Origin of the sequence: Burkholderia sp. MSMB1826, assembly GCF_001526325.1 — a bacterium.
Lineage (GTDB): Bacteria > Pseudomonadota > Gammaproteobacteria > Burkholderiales > Burkholderiaceae > Burkholderia.
Genome location: NZ_LOYN01000010.1, coordinates 780,695 through 802,728, shown reverse-complemented (window position 1 = coordinate 802,728; position 22,034 = coordinate 780,695). Strand labels below are relative to the sequence as shown.

Sequence of the window (22,034 nt, the reverse complement as noted above, 5' to 3'; positions counted from 1 at the left end):
CCGGGTGTCCTGCTAGCGCTAACGCGCGCCGAACCCGCCGGCGCCCGGCGGCGGATCGATCTCGACCCGGTTCTTGCCTTCGTGCTTCGCGCGATAGAGCGCGCGGTCGGCCGCCTCGATCAGGAGTGTCGTCGGCAGGCCGGGCGTGGGCACGATGCTCGCGCCGCCGATGCTGATCGTCACCGTGTGGTTGCCCGTCGACGAGTGCGCATGCCGCAGGCGCAGCGCTTCGACCGCGAGCCGGATCTTCTCGCCGAGCAGCCGTGCGGCGCCCGGCGACGTGGCCGGCATCACGACCGCGAATTCCTCGCCGCCGAAGCGCGCGGCGAGATCGCCCGATTGCCCGAGGCAGCGCTCGATCGTGGATGCGATCTGCTTGAGCACGTTGTCGCCCGACACGTGCCCGTACGTGTCGTTGTACAGCTTGAAATTGTCGACGTCGATCATCAGCAGCGACAGCTCGCTGCGTTCGCGCGCGCCGCGCCGCCACTCGGCGGCCAGGTATTCGTCGAGATAGCGCCGGTTCGACAGCCCGGTCAGGCCGTCGGAGTGCGTGAGGCGCCGCAGTTCGAGGTTGGCCTCGAGCAGTTGCTGTTGCGACTGCCGCAACGCGCGATAGGCTTCGTCGCGCTGCAGCAGGTTCATGTACGAGCGCGAGTGGTAGCGGATGCGCGCGACGAGTTCGATGCGATCGGGCAGCTTGACCAGATAGTCGTTCGCGCCGGCCGCGAACGCGGCGCTCTTGATCACCGGCTCTTCCTGCGTCGACAGCACGATGATCGGCACGTCGCGCGTCGCCGGATTCGCGCGGTACGCCCGCACGAGGCTCAGCCCGTCGATGCCCGGCATCACGAGGTCCTGCAGGATCACGGTCGGGCGCGTCTCGATCGCGGTGGCCATCGCGTCGTCCGAGCGCGGGCAGTAGTGGAAGTCGATGCCTTCCTCGTCGACGAGCGCGCGCCGCACGGCCTCCGCGACGATCGTCTGGTCGTCGACCAGCAACACCATCGCCGGCGCGTCGGCGGGCGACGCGGTCGGGCCGCCCGGCGGGCGAGTCAGGTCAATCGTCATGATCGATGCGGGTCGTTGCGGTTGTCGCGGTCGTTGCAGGGGCAGGCATGGGTGTTGCGCACGGTCATCGTCGGGTTCAGAGCCGCGCGAGCGCCGCCAGCTCGCCCGCGATGCGCCCGAGCGGCAGGATCGCACGCGCCGCGCCGAGCGTCGCGGCCGCCTTCGGCATGCCGTACACCGCGCTCGTCGCCTCGTCCTGCGCGATCGTATGGTAGCCCTTCATCCGCAGCGCCTTCAGGCCGATCGCGCCGTCGCGTCCCATCCCCGTGAGCAGTACGCCGATCACGCGGCCGGGCCAGTGCTCGGTCAGGCTGTTGAAGAACACGTCGACCGACGGCCGATACGGCGTGGCGGCCGGTTCCCGCGTGTATTCGAGCGTGCCGGCGCGCGTGATGCGCAGGTGGTCGTCGGTCGCGGCGAGCAGCGCGACGCCCGGCTGCGGGCGGTCGCCTTCGCGCGCGACGCGCACGGCGAGCCGGGTCTGACCGTCGAGCCATTGCGCCATGCCTTCGGCGAACGCGCGATCGACGTGCTGCACGATCACGATCGGCGCATTGAAATCGGCCGGCAGGCTGCCGAGGATCGACGCGAGCGCGCCGGGGCCGCCGGCCGATGCGCCGATCGCGACCAGCGGGCCGCCGCCGCGCGCGGCCGCGCCGGCGACGCGCGTGCCGCCCGGCGCGTCGAGCAGGCGGCCGATCTGGTCGATCTTCGCGAGCAGCAGTTTCGTCGTGTCGCCGGCGGCGCCGTCGCCGAGCCGCGGCGTGTCGACCGCGTCGAGCGCGCCGGCGCCCATCGCCTCGAACACGCGCCACGCGTTCGCGCCGATGCAGCTCGTCACGATCAGGATCGCGCACGGTCGTTCGGAACGCATGATCCGACGCGTCGCTTCGATCCCGTCGAATTTCGGCATGATCAGATCCATCAGCACGATGTCGGGCGGCTGCGCGGCGCACAGTTCGACGGCTTGCGGGCCGTCGGTCGCGACCCACAGCACGCGGTGCTCGGGCCGTCGCGCGATCGCGCGGCGCATCGCCTCGACGGCAAGCGGGAGGTCGTTGACGATGCCGATGTTCACAAGCGGAATTCTCCGGTCGGTTCGTAGTGTTGGAGGTGGGCCGGGTTCATGGAGGGGGGCAGCCTGTTCGGCGCTCGCTGCCGGGCGGCATCGGCGGCCGGACGGCGCGGCATTCTTTTCGGTTGACGACGCCCGAATGCTGTCATGCAGCGCGGGCGGCGGCAATCGAAAAATGAACGCATGATGCCGTTTCAGTGCGTTTCCTCTATGACTGTGCCGCATTGCCTGCAAGCGGGCCAGTCGATCCTGCCCGGACAGGCCGCAGAAGTCCGCATGTTACCGTGCCGGCATCGACAAAAAAGAAAACGGGATCCCGAGGAGCGCGCCCGAAACCCTGCTCGCCGTCAGCCGCGCGTCGTTCGCACCGGTCGCGATCGGGCGCGACGGCCGTTTGCCGTAGAGGATCTCCATCGAGAGCGGGTGTGTGTCGATCTACCGCGATTGTCCGGTCGGACGCGATGCGCGGCGCGAGCTTCATTTCAACACGTTCCGGTGTGCCGGCCGCGACGAGGCCGAAGCCTTCATGACGGAAACCGATCGCGCCGGCAACGGCGCGGCGGCGAGTTTGGCCGAGGCGCCTCACGCAGGCTGACGACCGGCAACCGCGCGCGGGCCGCTGGTTCGGCATCGGCGCGGTCGAGCCGGCCGCGTAGCGGGCCGTATCGAGCCGTACCGGGCCGTCGAGGCATCGGGCCGCGGCGCACACGCGCCGCCGCACCGTCAATGGCTACGCGCGTAGCCCTGGATCAACGCGCGCATCATCCCTTCGACCGTCGCGTCGCGCAGGTCGCTTTCCTGTTCGGCTTCCTCGACGAGCGCGGCATAAGCGGTCGCGAGCGTCACACGGTCGACTTCATGGCGTTGCTCCATCAGCGTCACCATCCCGTCCTTCGCCAGATGAGCGGAGAACGCGCGGCTGCCGATGGTCTGGAATACGTCAATCATGGCGGCTCTCCCGTACGTTGCCGATGCCTTTCAGTGTAGTCGCCGTCCCGGCGCCGCGCCACGCGCGCGGGCCGACCCGATTCGTCCGATGAAATGCGCTCGACACACGGCGCACGCACGGTATCCGGCAGCTTCAACGTTTACCCGAATCGGCAAATCGTCGACTTTTTATCGATAAAGTCTCGTGTTAGATTTCGCCGTCCGAGCCCGATGCAAACCGGGCCGGCAGCGCGTCGCCGACGTGCCGCGCGTCCAGACACACGGAGGAGAAATGCTGGTGCTGATTGGGGTGCCGATCGTCGTGATCGGCTTCGCGCTGCGCTTCAATGCGCTGCTGGTGGTCACGATCGCGGGGCTCGCGACGGGGCTGGCGGGCGGGCTGAATCTCGTCGACATCGTCGGCGCGTTCGGCAAGGCGTTCGCCGAGAACCGCTACATGGGGCTGATCTGGCTCACGCTGCCGGTGATCGCGCTGCTCGAGCGCAACGGGCTCAAGGAGCAGGCGAAGCGGATGATCTCGCGCGTGCATGCGGCCACCACGGGCCGCGTGCTGATGCTGTATTTCGTGCTGCGCCAGGCGACGGCCGCGCTCGGTCTCACGTCGCTCGGCGGCCACGCGCAGATGGTGCGGCCGCTGATCGCGCCGATGGCCGAGGCCGCCGCGGTCAGCCGGCACGGCGAGCTGCCCGAGTCGGTGCGCCAGCAGATCCGCGCGCATGCGTCGGGCGCCGACAACGTCGCCGTGTTCTTCGGCGAGGACATCTTCATCGCGATCCAGTCGATCCTGCTGATCAAGGGCTTTCTCGAACAGAACGGCATCGCCATCGAGCCGCTGCACCTGTCGGCGTGGGCGATCCCGACCGCGATCGCCGCGCTGCTGATTCACTGCACGCGCCTCGCGCTGCTCGACCGCCGGCTCGCGCGCGGCTTCGGCCTGGTGAAGCAGGAGGGCGTGCGATGATCGGCCTCGAATCGCTGTACACGCTCGCGGGGCTGATGTTCGCCGCGTTCGCGTACTTCAACCTGACGGACCGCACGAACCCGCGGCGCGTCGTCAATTTCGCGTTCTGGGCCATCTACGCGGTCACGTTCCTGTTCGGCGCGCTGTTGCCGCATTTCGTCACGGGCTGCCTCGCGATCGCGCTTGCACTGATCGCCGGTTCGGGCAAGCTCGGCCGCGGCCGGTCGGACGAGGCCGGCGAAGCGGCGGCCGTGCGGCGCGAGACGCTCGCGCAACGCTTCGGCAACCGGTTGTTCCTGCCCGCGCTGCTGATTCCGGTCGTCACGCTGATCGGCACGTTCGCGCTGAAACTCGTGCCGTTCGTCGACCCGAAGAGCGTGACGCTGATCTCGCTCGTGCTGGGCACGATCGTCGCGTTCGTCGTCGCGCTCGCGATGCTGCGCGATTCCCCCGTGCATGCGCTGAAGGAAGCGCGCCATACGATGGATGCGGTCGGCTGGGCCGCGATCCTGCCGCAAATGCTCGCGGCGCTCGGCGCGCTGTTCGCGATCGCGGGCGTCGGCGGGGTGGTGTCGGGGCTCGTGAAGGAATGGGTGCCGATCGATTCGCCGTTCGCGGTGGTCGCCGCCTACACGGTCGGCATGGCGCTGTTCACGATGATCATGGGCAACGGCTTCGCCGCGTTCCCGGTGATGACGGCGGGCATCGGCCTGCCGCTGATCGTCCATCAGTTCCACGGCAACCCGGCGATCATGGGCGCGATCGGGATGCTGAGCGGCTTCTGCGGTACGCTGATGACGCCGATGGCCGCGAACTTCAACATCGTGCCCGCGGCGCTGCTCGAACTGAAGGACAAGAACGGCGTGATCAAGGTGCAGTGGCCGACGGCCGTGCTGCTGCTGGCCGTGAACACGCTGCTGATGTACGCGTTCGTATTCCGCTTCTGACTCGATGGACGAGATCCTCATGACCGACCGACTCACTTCCGAACTCGCGTCGAAATTCGCGTCGCTCGCGCTCGCGCATCTGACCCGCGAATATCCGAACAAGCTCACGCATGCGCTCGAAGGTCCGCACGACGTGCAGGGGCCGCGCGCATTGCACCCGATCTTCTACGGCAGCTACGACTGGCACTCGTGCGTGCACGGCTACTGGCTCGTGCTGCGCGTGCTCGAACGCTACCCGGCATTGCCGGAAGCCGAACGCATCGTCGCGACCGTCGACGCGCATTTCACCGACGCGAACGTCGCCGGCGAGCGCGCGTATCTCGCGCGGCCGCACAACGCCGGCTTCGAGCGGCCGTACGGCTGGGCGTGGCTGCTCGCGCTCGCCGCGCAGCTCGAGCGGCTCGCGCTGAAGGGCGTGCTGCCGCAGGCCGCGCGCTGGGCGAAGACGATGGCGCCGCTGGCCGACCTGTTCGTGTCGCGCTTCGAGACTTTCCTGCCGAAGGCGACCTATCCGCTGCGTGTCGGCACGCACTTCAACACCGCGTTCGCGCTGGCGCTCGCGCTCGATTTCGCACGCGACACGCAGCGCGACGGGCTTGCCGCGCTGATCGTCGATACCGCGAAGCGCTGGCACCTGAACGACGTCGCATGCCAGGCGTGGGAGCCGTCGGGGGACGAATTCCTGTCGCCCGCGCTGATGGAGGCCGAACTGATGCGGCGCGTGCTGCCGGCCGCCGAATTCGACGGCTGGTTCGCGCGCTTCCTGCCCGACCTCGCGCGCGGCGAGCCCGCGACGCTGTTCGAACCGGCGACCGTCAGCGACCGTAGCGACGGCAAGATCGCGCACCTCGACGGGCTGAACCTGAGCCGCGCGTGGTGCCAGCGTTCGCTGGCCGGTGCGCTGCCGGCAGACGATGCACGGCGTGCGAAGCTGCTCGACGCGGCCGACCGGCATCTCGCGAGCGCACTCGCGCACGTGGCCGGCGACTACATGGGCGAGCACTGGCTCGCGACGTTCGCGTTGCTCGCGCTGGACGCATAGCGCGCGAAGCCGCGCCGGCGGGAAGGGCCTCGGCGCGCGGCCGATACCCGCCGCGCGGGCCGCTCCGTGCAGCATGCACGGCGCGAAGCGACCGGCTTTGCATCGTGCGCAACACCGCTTTCCACGACACGACCGACGCGCGGCGGCGACGACTCGCTACACTGCCGTACCGGTTGGACGGGCCCCGGCATCAGGCCCCCGAGCAAGGAGACAGAAGAGGATGGACACCCCACGCGCAGCGGTCGTCACGTACCGCGGCAATGCGATCGAGAACACGCACGTCGCCCACGTGGCGATCGTCGATGCACGCGGCCGGCTGCTGGCCCGGTTCGGCGATCCGTTCCGGATGACGCTCGCGCGGTCGGCCGCCAAGCCGGCCCAGGCGCTGTCGGTGATCGAGACGGGCGCGCCGGAACGTTTCGGCTTCGACGACGCGGACATCGCGCTGATGTGCGCGTCGCACAGCAGCGAGGACCGTCACATCGAACGCACGCGCGCGATGCTCGAGAAGGTCGACGCGCACGAATCGGATTTGCGCTGCGGCGGCCATCCGCCGTTGTCCGACGCGGTCTACCGGTCGTGGATCAAGCGCGACTACACGCCGACCGGCGTCTGCAGCAACTGTTCGGGCAAGCATGTCGGGATGCTGGCGGGTGCGCGCGCGATCGGCGCCGCGATCGCCGATTACCATCTGCCCGACCATCCGATGCAGGTGCGCGTGAAGCACGCGGTGGCCGACGCGTGCGGCTTGCGCGACGACGAAGTCGACTGGGGCATCGACGGCTGCAACCTGCCGACGCCGGCGTTCTCGCTGGATCGGCTGGCACGCCTGTACGCGTCGCTGGCCGACGGCGCGGACGCGGTGGAAGCGGGCGGCGCGCTCACCGATCGCGTGCGCGCACTGGCGCGCATTCACCGCGCGATGACCGCCTATCCGGAACTGGTCGCAGGCGACGGGCGCTATTGCACGGTGCTGATGAACGCGTTCGGCGGGCAGGTGGTCGGCAAGCTCGGCGCGGATGCGTGCTACGGGATCGGCGTGCGTGCGTCGGAACGCACGCGGCAACTCGGCGCGGACGGCGCACTCGGCATCTCGGTGAAGATCGAGGACGGCAATCTCGACGTGCTCTATATGGTCGTCAGCGAAATCCTCGAGCGGCTGCAGATCGGCACGGCCGAGCAGCGCGCGCAACTGGCCGGTTTCCACCGGCCGCCGATGCTCAACACGCAGGGCGTCGAGTTCGGGCACGCGACGTTCCCGTTCGAATTGCAGGCGGCCTGAACGCGGCCGCCGCGCCGATGCCGTCGGCCCACGATCCGGGCCGCGCAGCGGCGTGCGCTACGCGCGTGCGTCGCGAATCTTCGCCAGCTCCCGCTCCGACAGCTCGCCGATGTGCGCGAGGTGTTCCGCGAGAAAATCCTTCAGCACGCGCAGCTTCGCCGAGCTGCGCCGGTTCGCCAGATACGCGATGTAGATGAACTCGCCGGTCAGCCGGTTCTGCAGCCGATAGCGCGGCAGCACGGCTTCGAGTTGGCCGCTCGCGAGCAGGTCGCGCACCAGCCAGATCTCGAATTCCGCGATGCCGAGCCCCGCGCAGGTCGCTTCCAGCAGCAACTCCGAATGGTCGGTGACGAGATTGCCGGCCGGCAGCACGCTGTGCTGCGTGTTGCCGCGCACGAGCGCCCAGCGCGGATCGCCTTCTGGATGCACGTAGCGCAGGCAGTTGTGGTGCTTCAGGTCGTCCGGCGTCGCCGGGCGTCCGCAGCGGTCGAGGTAGCCGGGCGTCGCGCACAGGATGCTGTCGTTGCGCGACAGCCGGTGGACGACCAGGTTGTCCAGGTAGTTCTCGCCTTCGTGGATGTCGAGATCGAAGCCACCGGCCACGAGGTCGTTGTGGTTGTCGGTGAGCCGCACGTCGAGCTGGATCGTCGGGTAGCGCGCCAGAAACGGCGCGATCAGCGGCGCGAGATGGCGGCGGCCGAACGCGACCGGCGCGGTGAGCTTCAGCGGGCCGCTCGGCTGCGCGTTCAGCTCGGCGACGACGCGCAGCGTGTCGTCGAGATCGGCGATCAGCGTGACCGCGCGCTCCAGATAGATATGGCCGGCTTCGGTGAGCGTCACGCTGTGCGTCGAGCGGTGCAGCAGCGCGACCCCGAGCGCTTCCTCGATCGCCGTCACCTTGCGCGCGACGGTCGACGTCGACACGTGCATCTCCTTCGCGACCGCCGAAAAACTCCCCGTTTCGACCACGCGCACGAACGCGCGCATCGCGCCGAGGTGATCGATGCCGGTTTCTCTCGCGCCTTTTTTCATTCGATTCTCGCTGTTGCGTCACACGCAAAACCGCTTTCGATAATACAGAAGGGAGCTTGTTTTTGCAAAGGCATAGAATGCGAACCCGTCGCGTCGGCAAGCGGCGAACGACGAGCGGCACGAGACATCCAGGAGGGCACGATGACCGAAAACGGCTTCCGCGTCGAAGCGGATCTTTTAGGCAAACGAAGTATTCCGGACGCCGCCTATTACGGCGTCCACACGCTGCGCGCGAAAGAGAATTTCGACATTTCGGGCCGCACCATTGCGTCGCTGCCGTACCTCGTGATGGCGCTCGCGGCCGTGAAGGAAGCGGCGGCCGACGCCAATTGCGAACTGGGCCTGCTGCCGCGGCCGTACCGCGATGCGATCGCCGCCGCTTGCGTCGAGATCCGCGAAGGGCGGCTGCACGACCAGTTCGTCGTCGACGTCATCCAGGGCGGCGCCGGCACGTCGACCAACATGAACGCGAACGAGGTGATCTGCAACCGCGCGCTCGAAATCATGGGGCACGCGCGCGGGCAGTACGAATACCTGCATCCGAACGAGCACGTCAATCTCGCGCAGAGCACCAACGACGTGTATCCGACCGCGATCCGGATCGCGACGTGCTTCGCGGTCGAACATCTGCTCGAAGCGATGGCGCGGCTGCGCGATGCGTTCGCGGAGCGGGCCGACGCGTTCGCCGGTTTGCTCAAGCTCGGCCGCACCCAGTTGCAGGACGCGGTGCCGATGACGCTCGGCCAGGAATTCTCGACCTACGCGGTCATGCTGACGGAAGACATCGCGCGGCTGCAGGAGGCCGGCTGGCTGATTCGCGAGATCAACCTCGGCGCGACCGCGATCGGCACGGGCATCACCGCGCACCCGCAGTACGCGGAGAAGGCGCTGGCCGCGCTGCGCCGGATCACCGGGCTCGACCTGAGCACCGCGCCGAACCTGATCGAGGCGACGCAGGATTGCGGCGCGTTCGTCCAGGTGTCGGGCGTGCTCAAGCGGATCGCCGTCAAGCTGTCGAAGATCTGCAACGACCTGCGGCTGCTGTCGAGCGGCCCGCGCGCGGGCTTCGGCGAGATCAACCTGCCGCCGGTGCAGGCCGGCTCGTCGATCATGCCCGGCAAGGTGAATCCGGTGATCCCGGAAGTCGTCAACCAGGTCGCGTTCGAGGTGTTCGGCAACGACGTGACCATCACCTTCGCGGCCGAGGCCGGCCAGCTTCAGCTCAACGCGTTCGAACCGGTGATCGCCAGCGCGCTGTTCCGCAGCTTCAGCCACCTGACGGCCGCGTGCACGACGCTCGCGCAGCGATGCGTGAGCGGCATCACCGCGAATCCCGAGCGGTTGCGCGAGACGATGGAGCGCTCGGTCGCGCTCGCCACCGCGCTGAATCCGTACATCGGCTACAAGCGCGCGACCGCCGTGGCTGCCGAAGCGCACGAGAGCGGCAAGTCGATCCGCGAAGTCGTGCTGGCTCACGGGTTGATGACCGACGCGCAACTGGACGAGGCGCTGCAGCCCGAAGCGCTGATCCGGCCGCGCGCCTACTGATTTTGCCCGCGCGGCGCCGGCCGATGCCGCCGGCGGCCCGCGCGTGGCCGTTCCCCGCAGCGCCCGTCGACGGGCGCGATACATCAAGAAACGGAGACACACCATGAAGCACGCCAGCGAGCGCCCGGCCGACACGGCCGGCGGCGCGGATCCCCGTCATGCCGACCGCGATGCGATGTTCGCGTCGCACGAAGCCGGCTATGAGCAGAAGTTGAAGCCGCGCCACGTGCAGATGATCGCGATGGGCGGCGCGATCGGCACCGGCCTGTTCCTCGGCGCGGGCGGCCGCCTGCAGAGTGCGGGGCCCGCGTTGGCGCTCGTGTATCTCGTGTGCGGCGTGTTCGCGTTCCTGATCATGCGCGCGCTCGGCGAGCTGGTGATGCACCGGCCGACCAGCGGCAGCTTCGTGTCGTACGCACGGGAGTTCATGGGCGAACGCGCGTCGTTCGTCGCGGGCTGGATGTACTACCTGAACTGGGCGACGACCGGCATCGTCGACATCACCGCGGTCGCGATCTACATGAAGTACTGGGCCGTGTTCACCGACGTGCCGCAATGGGTGTTCGCGCTCGGCGCGCTCGGGATCGTGTCGGTGATGAACATGATCGGCGTGAAGGTGTTCGGCGAGATGGAGTTCTGGTTCTCGATCGTCAAGGTCGGGACGCTCGCGCTGTTCCTCGCGGTCGGCGCCGTGTTTCTCGCGAGCGGGCACCCGGTCGCCGGCCAGATGCCGGGGCTGCATCTCGTCGCGGATCACGGCGGGATCTTCCCGCACGGCATCCTGCCGGCCGTGCTGATCGTGCAGGGCGTGGTGTTCGCCTACGCGAGCATCGAGCTCGTCGGCGTCGCGGCGGGCGAGACCGCCGATGCGCGCAAGGTGTTGCCGAAGGCGATCAACAGCGTGATGTGGCGTATCGCGCTGTTCTACGTCGGCTCGGTCGTGCTGCTGACGATGCTGCTGCCGTGGACCGCGTACAGCGCGCACGAAAGCCCGTTCGTGACGTTCTTCGGCAAGCTCGGCGTGCCGTACGTCGGCACGGTGATGAACGTCGTGGTGCTGACCGCCGCGCTGTCGAGCCTGAATTCCGGCCTCTATTCGACCGGGCGCGTGCTGCGCTCGCTCGCGATGGGCGGCTCCGCGCCGCGCTTCGTGTCGCGGATGAACGCGCGCGGCGTGCCCTATGGCGGCATCCTCGTCACGGTCGCGGTCAATGCGATCGGCGTGCCGCTGAACTACATCGTGCCGGCGCAGGCGTTCGAGATCGTGCTGAACATGGCGTCGCTCGGGATCATCACGACCTGGGGCTTCATCGTGATGTGCCAGATCCTGTTCCGTCGCGCGGTCGATCGCGGCGAACTGAGCCCGGTGTCGTTCCGGATGCCCGGCGCGCCTTTCACGTCGTGGCTCACGCTCGGGTTCCTGGTCAGCGTGCTGGTGCTGATGGCGTTCGATTATCCGGGCGGCACGTGGACCGTCGCGATGATTCCGGTCGTCGTGCTCGCGCTGGTGGTCGGCTGGAAGCTGGCGAAGCGCGGCGCCGTGCGCGAGCAGGCGGCGGCGATGCCCGCAACGGCGCGCGCCGTTGCCGAGCCTGCGCAGAACGCGTAATGCCATGCACCGCAGGCGCCAGTCCGGTTGCGGGCCGGCGCCCGCGGTGCGTCCGGTTCAAGTCCGGTTCAAGCCGGCGCGCTCGCCGACCCATCGGCCGAAATCGCCGGCCATCTCCGCGGTCAGCTCGTGTCCGGCCGCATACAGCCGCGTGTCGTGCGCGACACCGAGCGCGGCGAGTTTCGCATCGGCCTTGTCCGCCCACGCGGCGGGCAGCTTGTCGTCGAAGCGGCCATGCACGATCAACGCGTGCAGCGGGCGAAGCGCATCGCGCGGCGCGATCAGCGGATCGATTTCCGGCAGGATGCGCCCGCACAGCACGGCGAACGCGCTCACGTCGCCCGGCGACGTGAGGCCGACGCTCGCGCTCATGATGCCGCCCTGGCTGAAGCCGGCGATCACGGTTGCCGACGCGGGGGCCGCGCCATCCCGCGCGCGGAGCGCGTGCAGCAGCGCGATCAGTTGCACGCGGCTGGCGTCGGCACGCGCCGCATCGATTTCAGGGCCGTTCGGGCCGAAACGCACCGGAAACCATGCATGCTGATTCGGCCCGAACGTGAGCGGGCCGCGCACGAACGCGATTTCGATGCGCGGATCGATCGCGTCGGCCACGTTCAGCAGGTTGGTTTCGTTGCCGCCAACGCCGTGCAGCAGCAACAGGCGCGCGGCGGGGCGGCCGGCGGCCGGGCGCAGCCGGTACTGCAGCCCGGATTCGGGATCGGTGGTCAGCGGCAGGACGTCGGTCATTGCGTGGGTCCGAAAGGGAACGATGCGACAGTCTAGAGCGGGCGGATCGGGAGGGGAATCGCCGGGGCGGGATTGATTGTTTCCTGGCAGGAATGAATGGGGCCACGGTGCGTTGCGGGAACGAATCGCGACGCCACGCCGCCAGGTATGGACCAACGGCCCGGCAACCCTTCGACGGTAGTCCGATCGGACGACTCGTCATTCTCACGTGCGGTTGATAAAATAGATACATTTTGTAGATACGTGAGGGCGCGAAGATGGATACGGCAAAGATCTTCAAGCATGGCGGCTCGCAGGCCGTCCGGCTGCCGAAGGATTTCCGCTTCGATACGGCCGAGGTGCGCATCCGCCGCCATGGGGCGTCCGTCATTCTTGAGCCGGTGCCGCAAGACTGGGCATGGCTGACACCGCTGATCGGCCCGGTCGACGCCGATTTCGAGGCTGCCGCGACCACGCAGCCGTCCGCTCAGGAGCGTTCGGGCCTGGATGTGTTCGAATGAAGTTCCTGCTGGACACCAACGCGGTGATCGCCATTCTCAAGGGCGAGCCGGCGATGCTGGCCCGTCTGCATGCGTGGCAGCCGGCCGATTTCGGGATTCCTGCGATCGTCGCGCATGAGCTTTATTACGGCGCGTACAAGAGCCGGCGAGCGGCAGCGAACGTCGCGCGTGTCGACGCGCTTCAGTTCGAGGTCGTACCGTTCGACACCGAGGACGCGCAGCATGCGGGCGAAATTCGTGCGCATCTGATCGCGGCCGGCGCGCCGATCGGTCCTTACGACGCGTTGATCGCAGGGCAGGCGCGCGCCCGGCATCTCGTGCTCGTCACGCACAACGTCCGCGAATTCGGGCGGGTTCCGCGGTTGCAATTCGAGGACTGGCTCGCCGAACCGAACGAAGGCTGAGCGGCGGATCGCGCAAGGGCGACATCACCGAACCTGCGAGGCGAACGCCGCATCGATCATAAAAAGAGACCAAAACAAACCGGCTCGCCGATAATGCGCAAACGTTTTGCCGGCATTCAATAAAACGGATTTTGCGGGGCATGAATAAAACAATGAATATCCGCTATTGCGGCGACGCATCGAGCGCCGCAGCCGCGCCGCGTATGGCGGCCGGAAGTTAACGGCAAATCCGCAAAAAACTTTAGGATTTTTCCCGCGCAATTATTCATTCCAATTTCCTCAATGAACGATTGATTTTCAGTCATCGGACGGTCATACACCATCCCCGATAATTCGGCGCTCACATTCTTTCAATAGACCAAAGGGCGATCGAAGCCGGATCGCTGCGGGGAGCTGTACTCATGACCATCCGTCATCGCATTACGCTGCTAGTCGTCCTGACGTTCTTCGCGCTGTCCGCGATCGGCATCTATGCCGTGTACCAGACGCGCAAGAGCGCGTCCGAGGTGCGTCAGGTCACCCAGGGAATCGTGCCGAGCGCGCTCGCGTCGGCGGATCTCGTCGCCGATGTGAAGAACATCCAGATCGCGACGATGACGCTCGTCTACGCGCCCGACGCGAACACCGCCGCGCAGGCCCGCGACGAGCTGAAGGCGAAGCAGGCCGCCCTGCGCGCCGCGCTCGACGCGCAGGCGAAATCGGCGGTCGGCCGCGCGCAGGAAGGGCTCGTCGCGCAGGCGAAGGACAGCGCCGCCAATTATTTCGCGGCGATCGACGACACCGTGAAGATGAAGGCGGACGGCAAGGCCGAGATGGCGCAGGCCTACCTGTTCGCGAACGTCGCGCAGTATCGCGACGAACTCGAAAGCATCGTCGACACGCTGCGCGTCGAGAAGAACCGCCAGAAGGACGACGCGATCGGCGCGCTGAACGGGATGCTCGCGACCACGGCGACCGCGATCGCGGCCGTCGCCGGCACGGTGATCGTGCTGCTGACCGCGCTCGGCCTCGTGCTGTATCGCCAGATCACGCGCCCGTTGATCGGGATGCAGACGGCGATGAGCGAGATCGCGAGGAGCCAGGATTTCACGCGCCGCGTGCCGGTGGGCCGGATGGACGAAATCGGCCATTCGATCGTCGCGTTCAACGGGATGATCGAGAAGATCCAGGAGAACGCCGCGCAACTGAAGCAGAAGACGGCCGACATCCAGGCGATGCTGCAGAACATGCAGCAGGGCATCCTGACCGTCGTCGAAGGCGGCGTCGTGCATGCGGAGTATTCGGCGTACCTCGAAACCATCTTCGAAACGAACGACATCGCCGGCCGCGACCTGATGGCGCTCGTGTTCGACGATTCGGCGATCGGCGCCGACGCGCGTTCACAGGTCGATGCGGCCGTGCACGCGTGCCTGGGCGAAGACAGCATGAACTTCGGGTTCAACGAGCACCTGCTCGTCAACGAAGTCGCGAAGCGGATGCCGGACGGCCGCGAGAAATGGCTCGATCTGAGCTGGTCGGCGATCACCGACGAGACCGACACGGTGGTGCGCCTGATGCTGTGCGTGCGCGACGTGACCGAGATCCGCGAGCTGACCGCGCAGGCAGGCGAGCAGCAGCGGCGCCTCGAGATGATCGGCGAGATCCTGTCGATCAGCCAGGACAAGTTCCACGACTTCGTGCACAGCGCGAAGGGCTTCCTCAGCGAGAACGAGCGGATGATCCGCCAACACGAACGCGCCGATCACTCGATCGTCGCGGCGCTGTTCCGCAACATGCACACGATCAAGGGCAATGCGCGCACCTACAGCCTCCAGCATCTGACGAACATCGTCCACGAAGCGGAGCAGGCGTACGAATCGCTGCGGCGCGCGGACAGCGGCCCCGAGTGGAACCGCGACGCGCTGATGGACGACCTGGCGCGCGTGCGCGAAGCCGTCGACCACTACGCGACGATCAACGCGGTCACGCTCGGCCGCAGCAGCGAGCCGGCGCAAAGCGGCGCCGATTTCCTGATGGTCGAGCGCGCGCGCATCAGCGAAAGCCTGCGCGTGCTCGACGGCGCCGATCCGGCGAATGCATCCGACTGGCACGCGGCGCGCGATGCCGTGCGGCGCATGCTGAGCCAGCTCGGCACCCAGGGTATCGGCGAGGCGCTCGGCAGCGTGATCGAGTCGCTGCCGTCGCTCGCGGCCGAGCTCGGCAAGCCGGCGCCGGTCGTGCATATCGACAGCCACGGCCAGCGCGTGCGCAGCGAGATCGTCGCGACGCTGAAGAACGTATTCATGCACCTGCTGCGCAATTCGATCGACCACGGGATCGAATCGTCCGACGTGCGGCGCGCGGCCGGCAAGGCGGCGTCCGGCACGATCGACATCGCGGTCGGCGTGGGCGGCGGCGAGCTGTGGTTCGTGCTCGCCGACGACGGCCGCGGCCTCGCGCTCGAGCGGATTCGCGGCATCGCGCGCGAGCGCGGCTGGATCGATGCCGACGACGCGGCGGCACTGTCCGACGAGGAAGTCGCGGAGCTGATCTTCCGGCCGGGTTTTTCGACAGCGCAGACGGTGACCGAAGTATCCGGACGCGGCGTCGGCATGGACGCGGTGCGCAATTTCCTGAAGCGCGAAGGCGGCGATATCGCGCTGCGCTTCACCGACGATCGCGTCGGCGCGCCGTATCGCGCGTTCGAGACGATCGTGTCGCTGCCGGCGCGCTTCGCGGCGGACGGCGCCGCGCAGGGCGCGGGCCCGGCCCAGCGGACGCGCATCGCGGATATCGGCGCAGCGGAGTGACGGCGTGAGCGTGCAGGCGTGGATGATTCAGATGGCCGCCGCGCTGGCGGGCGGCGCGGTCGTCGCCGTGGCGGCGGCGATCGTGTTTCGCGTGATGCGCGGGCGGCACGCCGCGGCGCTGGCGCGCGAGGCCGATGCGTTGCGCGACGCGCTCGACGCCGCCCGCGCACGCGCCGAGGAAGCGGCGTCGGCGCATGCGGAAGCGGCCGACGCATGGGCGCGACGCGAGGCGCAGCTCGAGGAGGCGCTGACACGCGAGGCATCCGCGCACGGCGCGCAGCGCGACGCGTTGCAGGCGCTGTCGGCCGATCGCGCGGCGCTCGCGCAGCACGCGATGAAGATCGCGGACGAAGCCGCGCGCCTGCGCGGGCTTGCCGGCACGTTCGAGCGCTGGCACGAGCAGATGATCTCGCTGACCACGCAGAACCAGGACATGCGGACGAAGAACCAGGAGCTGTCGGCGATCGTCGCGCACGTGTCGATCGTGTCGCTGAACGCGTCGATCGAGGCCGCGCGCGCGGGCACGGCCGGGCGCGGCTTCTCGATCGTCGCGAGCGAGGTGCGCGGGCTGGCCGCGCGCTCGCAGCAATTGTCGAACAGCTATCGCGACAGCCTGAACCGCAACGATCTCGTGACGGCCGCGACGTTCCAGGACATCCAGGCCGGCGGCAAGATGATCACGGCCGCGCTCGCGACCGTCGAGATGCTGGCCGGGCAACTGCACGCGCGGATCGAAGGAGAGGCCGCGTGATCGGCGCGCAGGCGAAGGCCGGTTTCGAGCGGATCTTTTTCGACGCCGCGCGCACGCGGCTCGCATCCGGCGGCGCGTGCGACATCCGGCCGGCCACCGGCCACGAACATGACGCGCCCGATCGCGTGCAGGCGACGTCGCGATCGAAACCGAAGGCGCCCGAGCATGTGGTCGTGCTGACGATCTCGGCGCTGCGCTTCCGCTTGCTGCTCGCGCTGCGCTTCAGCGACGACGACGCGACGCGCCGCCATTTCGTCGGCGCGGCGGCAGGCGCGGGCAACCAGCGGCCGCTGACCGACGCGTTCATGGAAGCCGCGAACCTGTGTTGCGGCGCGATCAACCAGGCGCTGACCGTGCCGTTTCCCGATCTCGGGATGTCGACGCCTTACCTGCTGAGCGGCGCGAGCATCGACTACATGCACGCGCTCTCGCCCGATTACGTGGCCGCGTACGACCTGACGCTCGACGACGTGCGGGTCGGCGCGACGCTGTGCGTGTGCGCGAACGCGCCGGTCGATTTCCATGTGCCGGAATCGGCCACGGTGGAAACCGGCGGTGAGCTCGAACTGTTCTGACCGACCATCAGGAATCCATCAGATGACCGAAGACCAACCCGTCAGCAAGGTGCTCGTGCTCGACGACAGCCGCGTGCATGCCGACGCGATCAAGCGTTTCTGCGACGAGCACAACCTGGTCGGCCTGACCGTGCGGCGCAGCCGGTTGCTGAAGGTGCTGCGCTCGAACATCGATCTCGGCGCGATCCTGCTGGCCGAGGATTACGGCGGCTCGCCGGCCGAGAGCGCGATCATCGCGACGCAGATCGACGCGCTGCGGCCCGAGCTGCCGATCATCCTGCGCCGCGAATCGCTCGCGTCGCGCGACGGGCTGCCCGATGCGCTCGCCCGTGTCGCGTGCGCGGCCTACGTCGCCGACGACATGACGCCGCTCGCGCGTGCGATCGACGAATACCTGTTCGGCCGCGACTACCCGAACGCGCTCGTGCGCGGCATCTCGGAGATCACCGAGGCGCGCCTCGACAGCCTGTTCCCGGGCATGACGATCGAGCACGACACGCCGTGCATCGTGCGCGACCAGATCATCTTCGGCGAGGTGTTCAGCCTGATCGCGCTCGAAAGCGCGTGGTGCCGCGGCTACATGCTCCTGCAGACGAGCGAGCAGCCGCTGCTCGACATGCTCGGCGGCACGCGCGACGGCAGCCGCGCGCCGGATTTCCGCGACGTGAACAGCGTGCTCGGCGAGCTGACCAATCTCGTGTGGGGCGCGTTCAAGAACCGCTATCTCGGCGACGCCGAGGCGCTGGCGCGCCATCCGGTGCAGGTGCCGCTCGTCGTCAATCACAAGCAGAAGTTCATCTCGTTCGGCGGCGATTGTCCGCAGCTTTGTTTCAAGTACCGGATGACCGATCCGGCATCGGGGCGCTCGGTCCGTCTCGACCAGCGTTTCGTGTTCAGCCTGAGCTGGTCGCCGGAGGATTTCCGCGAATCGGTGCAGGACGTCGGGCCGATGGTCGAATCGGGCGAACTCGAACTGTTTTGAATGTTGAAGTCGGCAACGACGAAAAGGGGAATACGACATGGCAAAGATTCTGGTGGTCGACGATTCGGGCACGGTGCGCGACGAAGTGGCGGGCTTCCTGCGCAATCACGGGCTCGACGTCGCGACGGCCGTCGACGGCAAGGACGGGCTCGCGAAGCTCAAGGCGACGCCCGGCGTGCGCCTCGTGATCAGCGACGTGAACATGCCGAACATGGACGGCCTGACGATGGTCGAGAAGATTCGCGGCGAGCTGGCGAACACGGCGGTCAACGTCGTGATGCTGACGACCGAAAGCAGCCCGGCGATGAAGGAGCGCGGCAAGGCCGCCGGCGTGAAGGGCTGGATCGTGAAGCCGTTCAAGGGCGACGCGGTGCTCGACGCGCTGAAGAAGCTCGCGGGCTGACGCGCGCGGCCGGCGGGCCCGATGCCGCGCCGGCATTCGACGCTGCGGTTCGGGTTGCGCGGCCGCGGCGTGGCCGGTCGCCGGCGCAATTTACAGCGCGCCCCGATGTCCGTATCCTGCCGGTTGCCGAGGGCGGCGTGCCGGTGTGTCATGCACGGCACGTCCGGCATTGACGACATCGGGAACGGAACACCTTCCAATGAAAACCGGAATCGGTCGGCCCGCGCGCCTGCGCGGCGCGTGCGTATCGCTGGTCGCCGCGCTGGCGGGCGGATGCGCGAACACGGGGCCACGGAACGCACCAACGGCGGCCGCGGGCGGCGGCTCGTCGTACACGTGCAATCCGACGCAGGCCAACGGGCAGGCGTCGGCCGGGCGGGGCGCGAACGGATGCTATTTCGTGCTGCACGACCCCGCCACCAGGCAGGCGCTGCCGAACACGCGCTATGCGTTCGCGCTTTACACCAGCGCCGCCCAGGACAGCCGGGAACTCGAAGTCGAAGGCGCGACCGACGCGCAGGGGCGCACGATCTACATCCGTTCCGACGCGCCGATCGATGCGGCGCGCATGGTGCTCGTCCGCACGATCGGCGACGGCCCGACGGGACGCATTCCGGTGCTGGTCCGTCCGACGGACGGCAAGCGCGTTCCGTTCGCGCGGTACAAGGTGACGGGCTGCAACGGGCCGTACGAAGGCGTGACCGACGAAACGGGGCGCGGCGTGATGTATCGCTGCAAGACACAGTCCCGGATCGACGTGTCGTTCTATCGGTCGCGTCCGTAGCGCGAAACGAATGATGTCCGTATCCGGCCGCGCTGCAGCCCGGCACATCGAGACGCTGATCGCAAAGGGCGTCGTCTTTACCGTCGTGGGCACGTGCATGCTGGTCGGCGTCGCCCTGTATGCACAGTCGACGCGTGAGTTCCTGCGCACGTCGGTCGTCGTGCCGGGGCGCGTCGTCAAGCTGAACGCGGGACCGCATCATCCGGAGATCGCGTTCACGACGCTCGCGGGCGAGCATGTCGAATATCCGCAGGGCGGCGACGTCAGCGTCGAGGACGGCGCGACGGTCGAGGTGCGCTATGCGCCGGACGCGCCGGAGATGACTGCGCGGATGAACACGTTCGGCGCGATCTGGGGCGATGTGCTGACATTCGGCGCGATGGGGTTGGTCTCTTTCGTCGTCGGTGTCGGTCAGTTGCGGTCGGGCGTGCGTGTGTGGCGCAGCGGGCGCAAGCGGAAGTGACCGCCTGCTGCGCGCTGAAACGCGTCGAATCCGGCAAGCAGAACATCATGAAACGCACGTGGCACTATGGGCCGATCCGGTTGTCGCGCACACGATTGCGTGTGCGGCGTCGCAGTATGTTGCCTCGTTACTTCACAGGACATTCCCGCATGACAATTCGCTTGATACCGTGGCTCGTCGCGATCGGCGCTGCATTCGCGGCCTTCCCCGCGCACGCGGCCGGCACCGCGCATTCGCTCGACCAGGTGCCCGGGAAGCTCGGTTCGCCCGAAGCACGCGCCGCGTACGCACGCGACATGAGCGGCGCGGAAGCGGACGGTTTCGGCGTGCACCTGCCGCCCGGCTTCACGAAGGAGAGGCTGGTGGCGCAGCTTGCCCCGGGCCAGCCGCTTGCGCGTGTCGTGCTGGTCGGCGCGAAACCGTGGCCGCAGCGCCCTGGCGCGTTCGTCGCGATCGTCTGCGTGGCGCCGACCGACGAGTCTGCGCGCGAGGTGCTGCGATTCAGTGCGCCGACCGATTGCGAAGGCTTCGAGAGCCACGCCGACGCCGATGACCGGAAGGAGCTGGTCTGGCTGGGCGTGTTCGAGCGCGGTCCGGACGGCGTGCCGCGCCTCGTCGCGCGCACCGAAGAGCCGCTCGAACAGGCGACCGACTGGAGCAACACGAATCTCGACAGACCCGACTACCTCGAGCAGACGAAGCAGTCGCGCGATGTCGCGTTACGGCCCGAGCGGTGGTCGCGGTTCGATCTCGCGCCGTACACGCTGCGGGCGGGCGATGCCGCGTTCGGGGTACGGGCGGGCTGGTCGATCGGCTATTCCGGCGGCGGTGCATCGTTCGAGGCGTTGTACCTGTTCCGGATCGACGGCAAGACGCTGCGCGTCGTGTTCGCGCAGCCGATGATGTTCTACCGGGATATCGCCGGCGACTGGCATCGCGACGGCACGCGCGATCACGACATCACGGAAGGCAGCAATGCGCTGAGCGTGCTGTCGACGTCGACGGACGGCTTCCACGACTTGCAGTTGCGCGAACGCGGCGGCAAATGGCGCCGGACGTTTCGCTGGTCGGCGGCGGATGGCGAGTACCAGCCGCGCTGACGCACCGGCCCGTTAGCGGGCGGGGGCCGCCGCCGTCGCGAATTCGTCGACGACCGCTTCGATCACCGCCTGCACGCGCGCGGTCTTGTAGAGATCGGCATGGGCGACGAGCCACACGTCGAAATGATTGCACCGCTGCGGCATGAGTCGCACCAGTTCCGGCTCGGCGTCGGCGCGGAAGCACGGCAGCTCCGCGATGCCGAGCCCTGCCAGCGCGGCTTCCACCAGCATCATCGTCGACGAGGTCTGGAACATCACGCGGCCGCGTGAAGTCGGCTCGCCGCACAGCGCGTCCCACATCGTCGGCACCACCGGCTGCTGATACATCACCAGATCGTGCCCGTCGAACGCGCTGCCCGCGACCGGTTCGCCGCGTTCGGCCAGATAGCGGCGCGATGCGTAGATGCCGGTTTCGAGATGCCCGAGCCGCCTGACGATCAGGTCCGGCGATTCCGGCCGCAACGTGCGAATCGCGAGATCCGCTTCGCGGCGCGTGAGGTTGGTGATTTGCGCCGACGTCACGCACACGACGTCGATGCCGGCATGCCTGCGCCGCAAGCGGGCGATCGCGGGAACGACGAAGCGCTTGCCGAGCGTGTCGGTCGTGGCGACGCGCACGGACCCGGCGAGTTGCTCGTCGAGCCCCATCACGCGGCGTTCGATCGTCAACGACGCCCGCTCCATCGTTTCGGCCGGTTCGAGCAGGGCTTCGCCCGCGGTCGTCAGCACATAGAGGGACGGTGTGCGGAGAAACAGCCGGGCCGAGAGTTCGTCCTCGAGCGCGGCGATCCGGCGCCCGACCGTCGCCTGGTCGACGTTCAGTTGCGCCGCGGCGCCGCGCAGCGTGCCGCGGCGCGCCAGCGCGAGGAAGAAGCGGGCGTTGTCCCAGTTCATCAGAATGTGCTCCGAGAAACCCCGCCATTGATGGCGGGAAGGCAAGGCGTGCGGTTGACAGGCAGGTTCATCCACGGGTCGGGATCGCCTGCATGATTCTTGTCTACCGCTACCGGGTGAAGTCGCT

At 68.1% G+C, this 22,034-nt stretch carries 24 protein-coding genes; 16 read left to right on the top strand and 8 right to left on the bottom strand.

Annotated features, from left to right (window positions below):
• Positions 1 to 18: 18 nt before the first annotated feature.
• From WS95_RS05545 to WS95_RS05535, 4 genes are all read right to left on the bottom strand, one after another.
• Positions 19 to 1,071 (bottom strand): response regulator, encoded by a 1,053-nt coding sequence (locus tag WS95_RS05545; protein WP_059822686.1) that lies wholly within the window; start codon positions 1,069 to 1,071, stop codon positions 19 to 21.
• A gap of 76 nt (positions 1,072 to 1,147) precedes the next feature.
• On the bottom strand, positions 1,148 to 2,149 hold the full coding sequence (locus tag WS95_RS05540) for a chemotaxis response regulator protein-glutamate methylesterase (protein ID WP_059783886.1): 1,002 nt from the start codon (positions 2,147 to 2,149) through the stop codon (positions 1,148 to 1,150).
• Between the two features lie 276 nt (positions 2,150 to 2,425).
• On the bottom strand, positions 2,426 to 2,560 hold the full coding sequence (locus WS95_RS35600) for a hypothetical protein (RefSeq protein ID WP_257127859.1): 135 nt from the start codon (positions 2,558 to 2,560) through the stop codon (positions 2,426 to 2,428).
• Positions 2,561 to 2,869: 309 nt separating this feature from the next.
• Positions 2,870 to 3,094, bottom strand: a complete 225-nt coding sequence (locus WS95_RS05535) for a hypothetical protein (protein WP_034185901.1) — start codon at positions 3,092 to 3,094, stop codon at positions 2,870 to 2,872.
• A gap of 271 nt (positions 3,095 to 3,365) precedes the next feature.
• On the opposite strand from WS95_RS05535, the gene WS95_RS05530 reads away from it, so the two are divergent.
• The 4 genes from WS95_RS05530 to WS95_RS05515 all read left to right on the top strand — a co-directional run bounded on the left by WS95_RS05530 (position 3,366) and on the right by WS95_RS05515 (position 7,326).
• Complete coding sequence (locus WS95_RS05530) at positions 3,366 to 4,055, top strand: DUF969 domain-containing protein (RefSeq protein ID WP_059822684.1); 690 nt, start codon at positions 3,366 to 3,368, stop codon at positions 4,053 to 4,055.
• The gene (locus tag WS95_RS05525) at positions 4,052 to 5,002 is read left to right on the top strand and encodes a DUF979 domain-containing protein (protein WP_034205097.1); all 951 of its coding nucleotides are present in this window, start codon (positions 4,052 to 4,054) and stop codon (positions 5,000 to 5,002) included. The genes WS95_RS05530 and WS95_RS05525 overlap by 4 nt, the downstream gene beginning before the upstream one ends.
• A gap of 19 nt (positions 5,003 to 5,021) precedes the next feature.
• Positions 5,022 to 6,044, top strand: a complete 1,023-nt coding sequence (locus WS95_RS05520; RefSeq protein WP_059822822.1) for a DUF2891 domain-containing protein — start codon at positions 5,022 to 5,024, stop codon at positions 6,042 to 6,044.
• Positions 6,045 to 6,264: 220 nt separating this feature from the next.
• Positions 6,265 to 7,326 carry an asparaginase gene (locus WS95_RS05515; RefSeq protein ID WP_034205096.1) on the top strand — a complete coding sequence of 354 codons (1,062 nt, stop codon included), beginning with the start codon at positions 6,265 to 6,267 and terminating at the stop codon, positions 7,324 to 7,326.
• A gap of 57 nt (positions 7,327 to 7,383) precedes the next feature.
• On the opposite strand, the gene WS95_RS05510 is transcribed toward WS95_RS05515, so the two are convergent.
• Positions 7,384 to 8,358: a LysR family transcriptional regulator gene (locus WS95_RS05510; RefSeq protein WP_059783882.1), complete on the bottom strand. Its 975-nt coding sequence runs from the start codon at positions 8,356 to 8,358 to the stop codon at positions 7,384 to 7,386.
• A gap of 141 nt (positions 8,359 to 8,499) precedes the next feature.
• Here WS95_RS05510 and aspA point away from each other — a divergent pair, with 141 nt between their 5' ends.
• Positions 8,500 to 9,906: an aspartate ammonia-lyase gene (gene aspA, locus WS95_RS05505; protein WP_059500795.1), complete on the top strand. Its 1,407-nt coding sequence runs from the start codon at positions 8,500 to 8,502 to the stop codon at positions 9,904 to 9,906.
• A gap of 103 nt (positions 9,907 to 10,009) precedes the next feature.
• Entirely contained in the window at positions 10,010 to 11,515 is a 1,506-nt protein-coding gene (locus tag WS95_RS05500) for an amino acid permease (RefSeq protein ID WP_059783881.1), read from the top strand.
• Between the two features lie 57 nt (positions 11,516 to 11,572).
• Here WS95_RS05500 and WS95_RS05495 read toward each other — a convergent pair whose 3' ends face one another.
• A complete protein-coding gene (locus WS95_RS05495) occupies positions 11,573 to 12,262 on the bottom strand; it encodes an alpha/beta hydrolase (RefSeq protein WP_059783879.1) in 690 nt (229 codons plus the stop codon).
• 257 nt (positions 12,263 to 12,519) lie between these two features.
• Here WS95_RS05495 and WS95_RS05490 point away from each other — a divergent pair, with 257 nt between their 5' ends.
• The gene (locus tag WS95_RS05490) at positions 12,520 to 12,762 is read left to right on the top strand and encodes an antitoxin (protein ID WP_027782744.1); all 243 of its coding nucleotides are present in this window, start codon (positions 12,520 to 12,522) and stop codon (positions 12,760 to 12,762) included.
• A complete protein-coding gene (locus WS95_RS05485; protein WP_059822682.1) occupies positions 12,759 to 13,166 on the top strand; it encodes a type II toxin-antitoxin system VapC family toxin in 408 nt (135 codons plus the stop codon). The genes WS95_RS05490 and WS95_RS05485 overlap by 4 nt, the downstream gene beginning before the upstream one ends.
• A gap of 116 nt (positions 13,167 to 13,282) precedes the next feature.
• Here WS95_RS05485 and WS95_RS32720 read toward each other — a convergent pair whose 3' ends face one another.
• Positions 13,283 to 13,510: a hypothetical protein gene (locus WS95_RS32720; protein ID WP_082746848.1), complete on the bottom strand. Its 228-nt coding sequence runs from the start codon at positions 13,508 to 13,510 to the stop codon at positions 13,283 to 13,285.
• A 57-nt stretch (positions 13,511 to 13,567) separates the two neighbouring features.
• Here WS95_RS32720 and WS95_RS05480 point away from each other — a divergent pair, with 57 nt between their 5' ends.
• From WS95_RS05480 to WS95_RS05445, 8 genes are all read left to right on the top strand, one after another.
• Positions 13,568 to 15,955, top strand: coding sequence for an MCP four helix bundle domain-containing protein (locus tag WS95_RS05480; protein WP_059822680.1), 2,388 nt, complete (start codon positions 13,568 to 13,570; stop codon positions 15,953 to 15,955).
• A gap of 22 nt (positions 15,956 to 15,977) precedes the next feature.
• On the top strand, positions 15,978 to 16,706 hold the full coding sequence (locus tag WS95_RS36000) for a methyl-accepting chemotaxis protein (RefSeq protein WP_059822820.1): 729 nt from the start codon (positions 15,978 to 15,980) through the stop codon (positions 16,704 to 16,706).
• A complete protein-coding gene (locus WS95_RS05470; RefSeq protein ID WP_059822679.1) occupies positions 16,703 to 17,281 on the top strand; it encodes a hypothetical protein in 579 nt (192 codons plus the stop codon). Before WS95_RS36000 ends, WS95_RS05470 begins: the two co-directional genes overlap by 4 nt.
• 22 nt (positions 17,282 to 17,303) lie before the next feature.
• The gene (locus WS95_RS05465; protein ID WP_034205088.1) at positions 17,304 to 18,263 is read left to right on the top strand and encodes a chemotaxis protein CheX; all 960 of its coding nucleotides are present in this window, start codon (positions 17,304 to 17,306) and stop codon (positions 18,261 to 18,263) included.
• Between the two features lie 37 nt (positions 18,264 to 18,300).
• Complete coding sequence (locus tag WS95_RS05460) at positions 18,301 to 18,666, top strand: response regulator (protein ID WP_006486240.1); 366 nt, start codon at positions 18,301 to 18,303, stop codon at positions 18,664 to 18,666.
• 199 nt (positions 18,667 to 18,865) lie between these two features.
• Positions 18,866 to 19,450 carry a hypothetical protein gene (locus WS95_RS05455; protein WP_059822677.1) on the top strand — a complete coding sequence of 195 codons (585 nt, stop codon included), beginning with the start codon at positions 18,866 to 18,868 and terminating at the stop codon, positions 19,448 to 19,450.
• 10 nt (positions 19,451 to 19,460) lie between these two features.
• Positions 19,461 to 19,913 carry a DUF3592 domain-containing protein gene (locus tag WS95_RS05450; protein ID WP_034205086.1) on the top strand — a complete coding sequence of 151 codons (453 nt, stop codon included), beginning with the start codon at positions 19,461 to 19,463 and terminating at the stop codon, positions 19,911 to 19,913.
• 149 nt (positions 19,914 to 20,062) lie between these two features.
• Positions 20,063 to 21,013 carry a hypothetical protein gene (locus WS95_RS05445; protein WP_034205085.1) on the top strand — a complete coding sequence of 317 codons (951 nt, stop codon included), beginning with the start codon at positions 20,063 to 20,065 and terminating at the stop codon, positions 21,011 to 21,013.
• 12 nt (positions 21,014 to 21,025) lie between these two features.
• On the opposite strand, the gene WS95_RS05440 is transcribed toward WS95_RS05445, so the two are convergent.
• Entirely contained in the window at positions 21,026 to 21,907 is an 882-nt protein-coding gene (locus WS95_RS05440; protein ID WP_059822675.1) for a LysR family transcriptional regulator, read from the bottom strand.
• Positions 21,908 to 22,034 lie beyond the last annotated feature (127 nt).

Excerpts from the sequence above, each read along its gene's own strand:
- WS95_RS05465 (WP_034205088.1), top strand. The coding sequence starts at position 17,304 with ATGACCGAAGACCAACCCGTCAGCAAGGTGCTCGTGCTCGACGACAGC.
- WS95_RS05545 (WP_059822686.1), bottom strand. The coding sequence starts at position 1,071 with ATGACGATTGACCTGACTCGCCCGCCGGGCGGCCCGACCGCGTCGCCC.
- WS95_RS05500 (WP_059783881.1), top strand. The coding sequence starts at position 10,010 with ATGAAGCACGCCAGCGAGCGCCCGGCCGACACGGCCGGCGGCGCGGAT.
- WS95_RS05535 (WP_034185901.1), bottom strand. The coding sequence starts at position 3,094 with ATGATTGACGTATTCCAGACCATCGGCAGCCGCGCGTTCTCCGCTCAT.
- WS95_RS05530 (WP_059822684.1), top strand. The coding sequence starts at position 3,366 with ATGCTGGTGCTGATTGGGGTGCCGATCGTCGTGATCGGCTTCGCGCTG.
- WS95_RS05450 (WP_034205086.1), top strand. The coding sequence starts at position 19,461 with ATGATGTCCGTATCCGGCCGCGCTGCAGCCCGGCACATCGAGACGCTG.
- WS95_RS05495 (WP_059783879.1), bottom strand. The coding sequence starts at position 12,262 with ATGACCGACGTCCTGCCGCTGACCACCGATCCCGAATCCGGGCTGCAG.
- WS95_RS05525 (WP_034205097.1), top strand. The coding sequence starts at position 4,052 with ATGATCGGCCTCGAATCGCTGTACACGCTCGCGGGGCTGATGTTCGCC.
- WS95_RS05520 (WP_059822822.1), top strand. The coding sequence starts at position 5,022 with ATGACCGACCGACTCACTTCCGAACTCGCGTCGAAATTCGCGTCGCTC.
- WS95_RS35600 (WP_257127859.1), bottom strand. The coding sequence starts at position 2,560 with ATGGAGATCCTCTACGGCAAACGGCCGTCGCGCCCGATCGCGACCGGT.
- aspA (WP_059500795.1), top strand. The coding sequence starts at position 8,500 with ATGACCGAAAACGGCTTCCGCGTCGAAGCGGATCTTTTAGGCAAACGA.
- WS95_RS05490 (WP_027782744.1), top strand. The coding sequence starts at position 12,520 with ATGGATACGGCAAAGATCTTCAAGCATGGCGGCTCGCAGGCCGTCCGG.
- WS95_RS05515 (WP_034205096.1), top strand. The coding sequence starts at position 6,265 with ATGGACACCCCACGCGCAGCGGTCGTCACGTACCGCGGCAATGCGATC.
- WS95_RS05480 (WP_059822680.1), top strand. The coding sequence starts at position 13,568 with ATGACCATCCGTCATCGCATTACGCTGCTAGTCGTCCTGACGTTCTTC.
- WS95_RS05455 (WP_059822677.1), top strand. The coding sequence starts at position 18,866 with ATGAAAACCGGAATCGGTCGGCCCGCGCGCCTGCGCGGCGCGTGCGTA.
- WS95_RS05445 (WP_034205085.1), top strand. The coding sequence starts at position 20,063 with ATGACAATTCGCTTGATACCGTGGCTCGTCGCGATCGGCGCTGCATTC.
- WS95_RS05485 (WP_059822682.1), top strand. The coding sequence starts at position 12,759 with ATGAAGTTCCTGCTGGACACCAACGCGGTGATCGCCATTCTCAAGGGC.
- WS95_RS05510 (WP_059783882.1), bottom strand. The coding sequence starts at position 8,358 with ATGAAAAAAGGCGCGAGAGAAACCGGCATCGATCACCTCGGCGCGATG.
- WS95_RS36000 (WP_059822820.1), top strand. The coding sequence starts at position 15,978 with ATGATTCAGATGGCCGCCGCGCTGGCGGGCGGCGCGGTCGTCGCCGTG.
- WS95_RS05460 (WP_006486240.1), top strand. The coding sequence starts at position 18,301 with ATGGCAAAGATTCTGGTGGTCGACGATTCGGGCACGGTGCGCGACGAA.
- WS95_RS05440 (WP_059822675.1), bottom strand. The coding sequence starts at position 21,907 with ATGAACTGGGACAACGCCCGCTTCTTCCTCGCGCTGGCGCGCCGCGGC.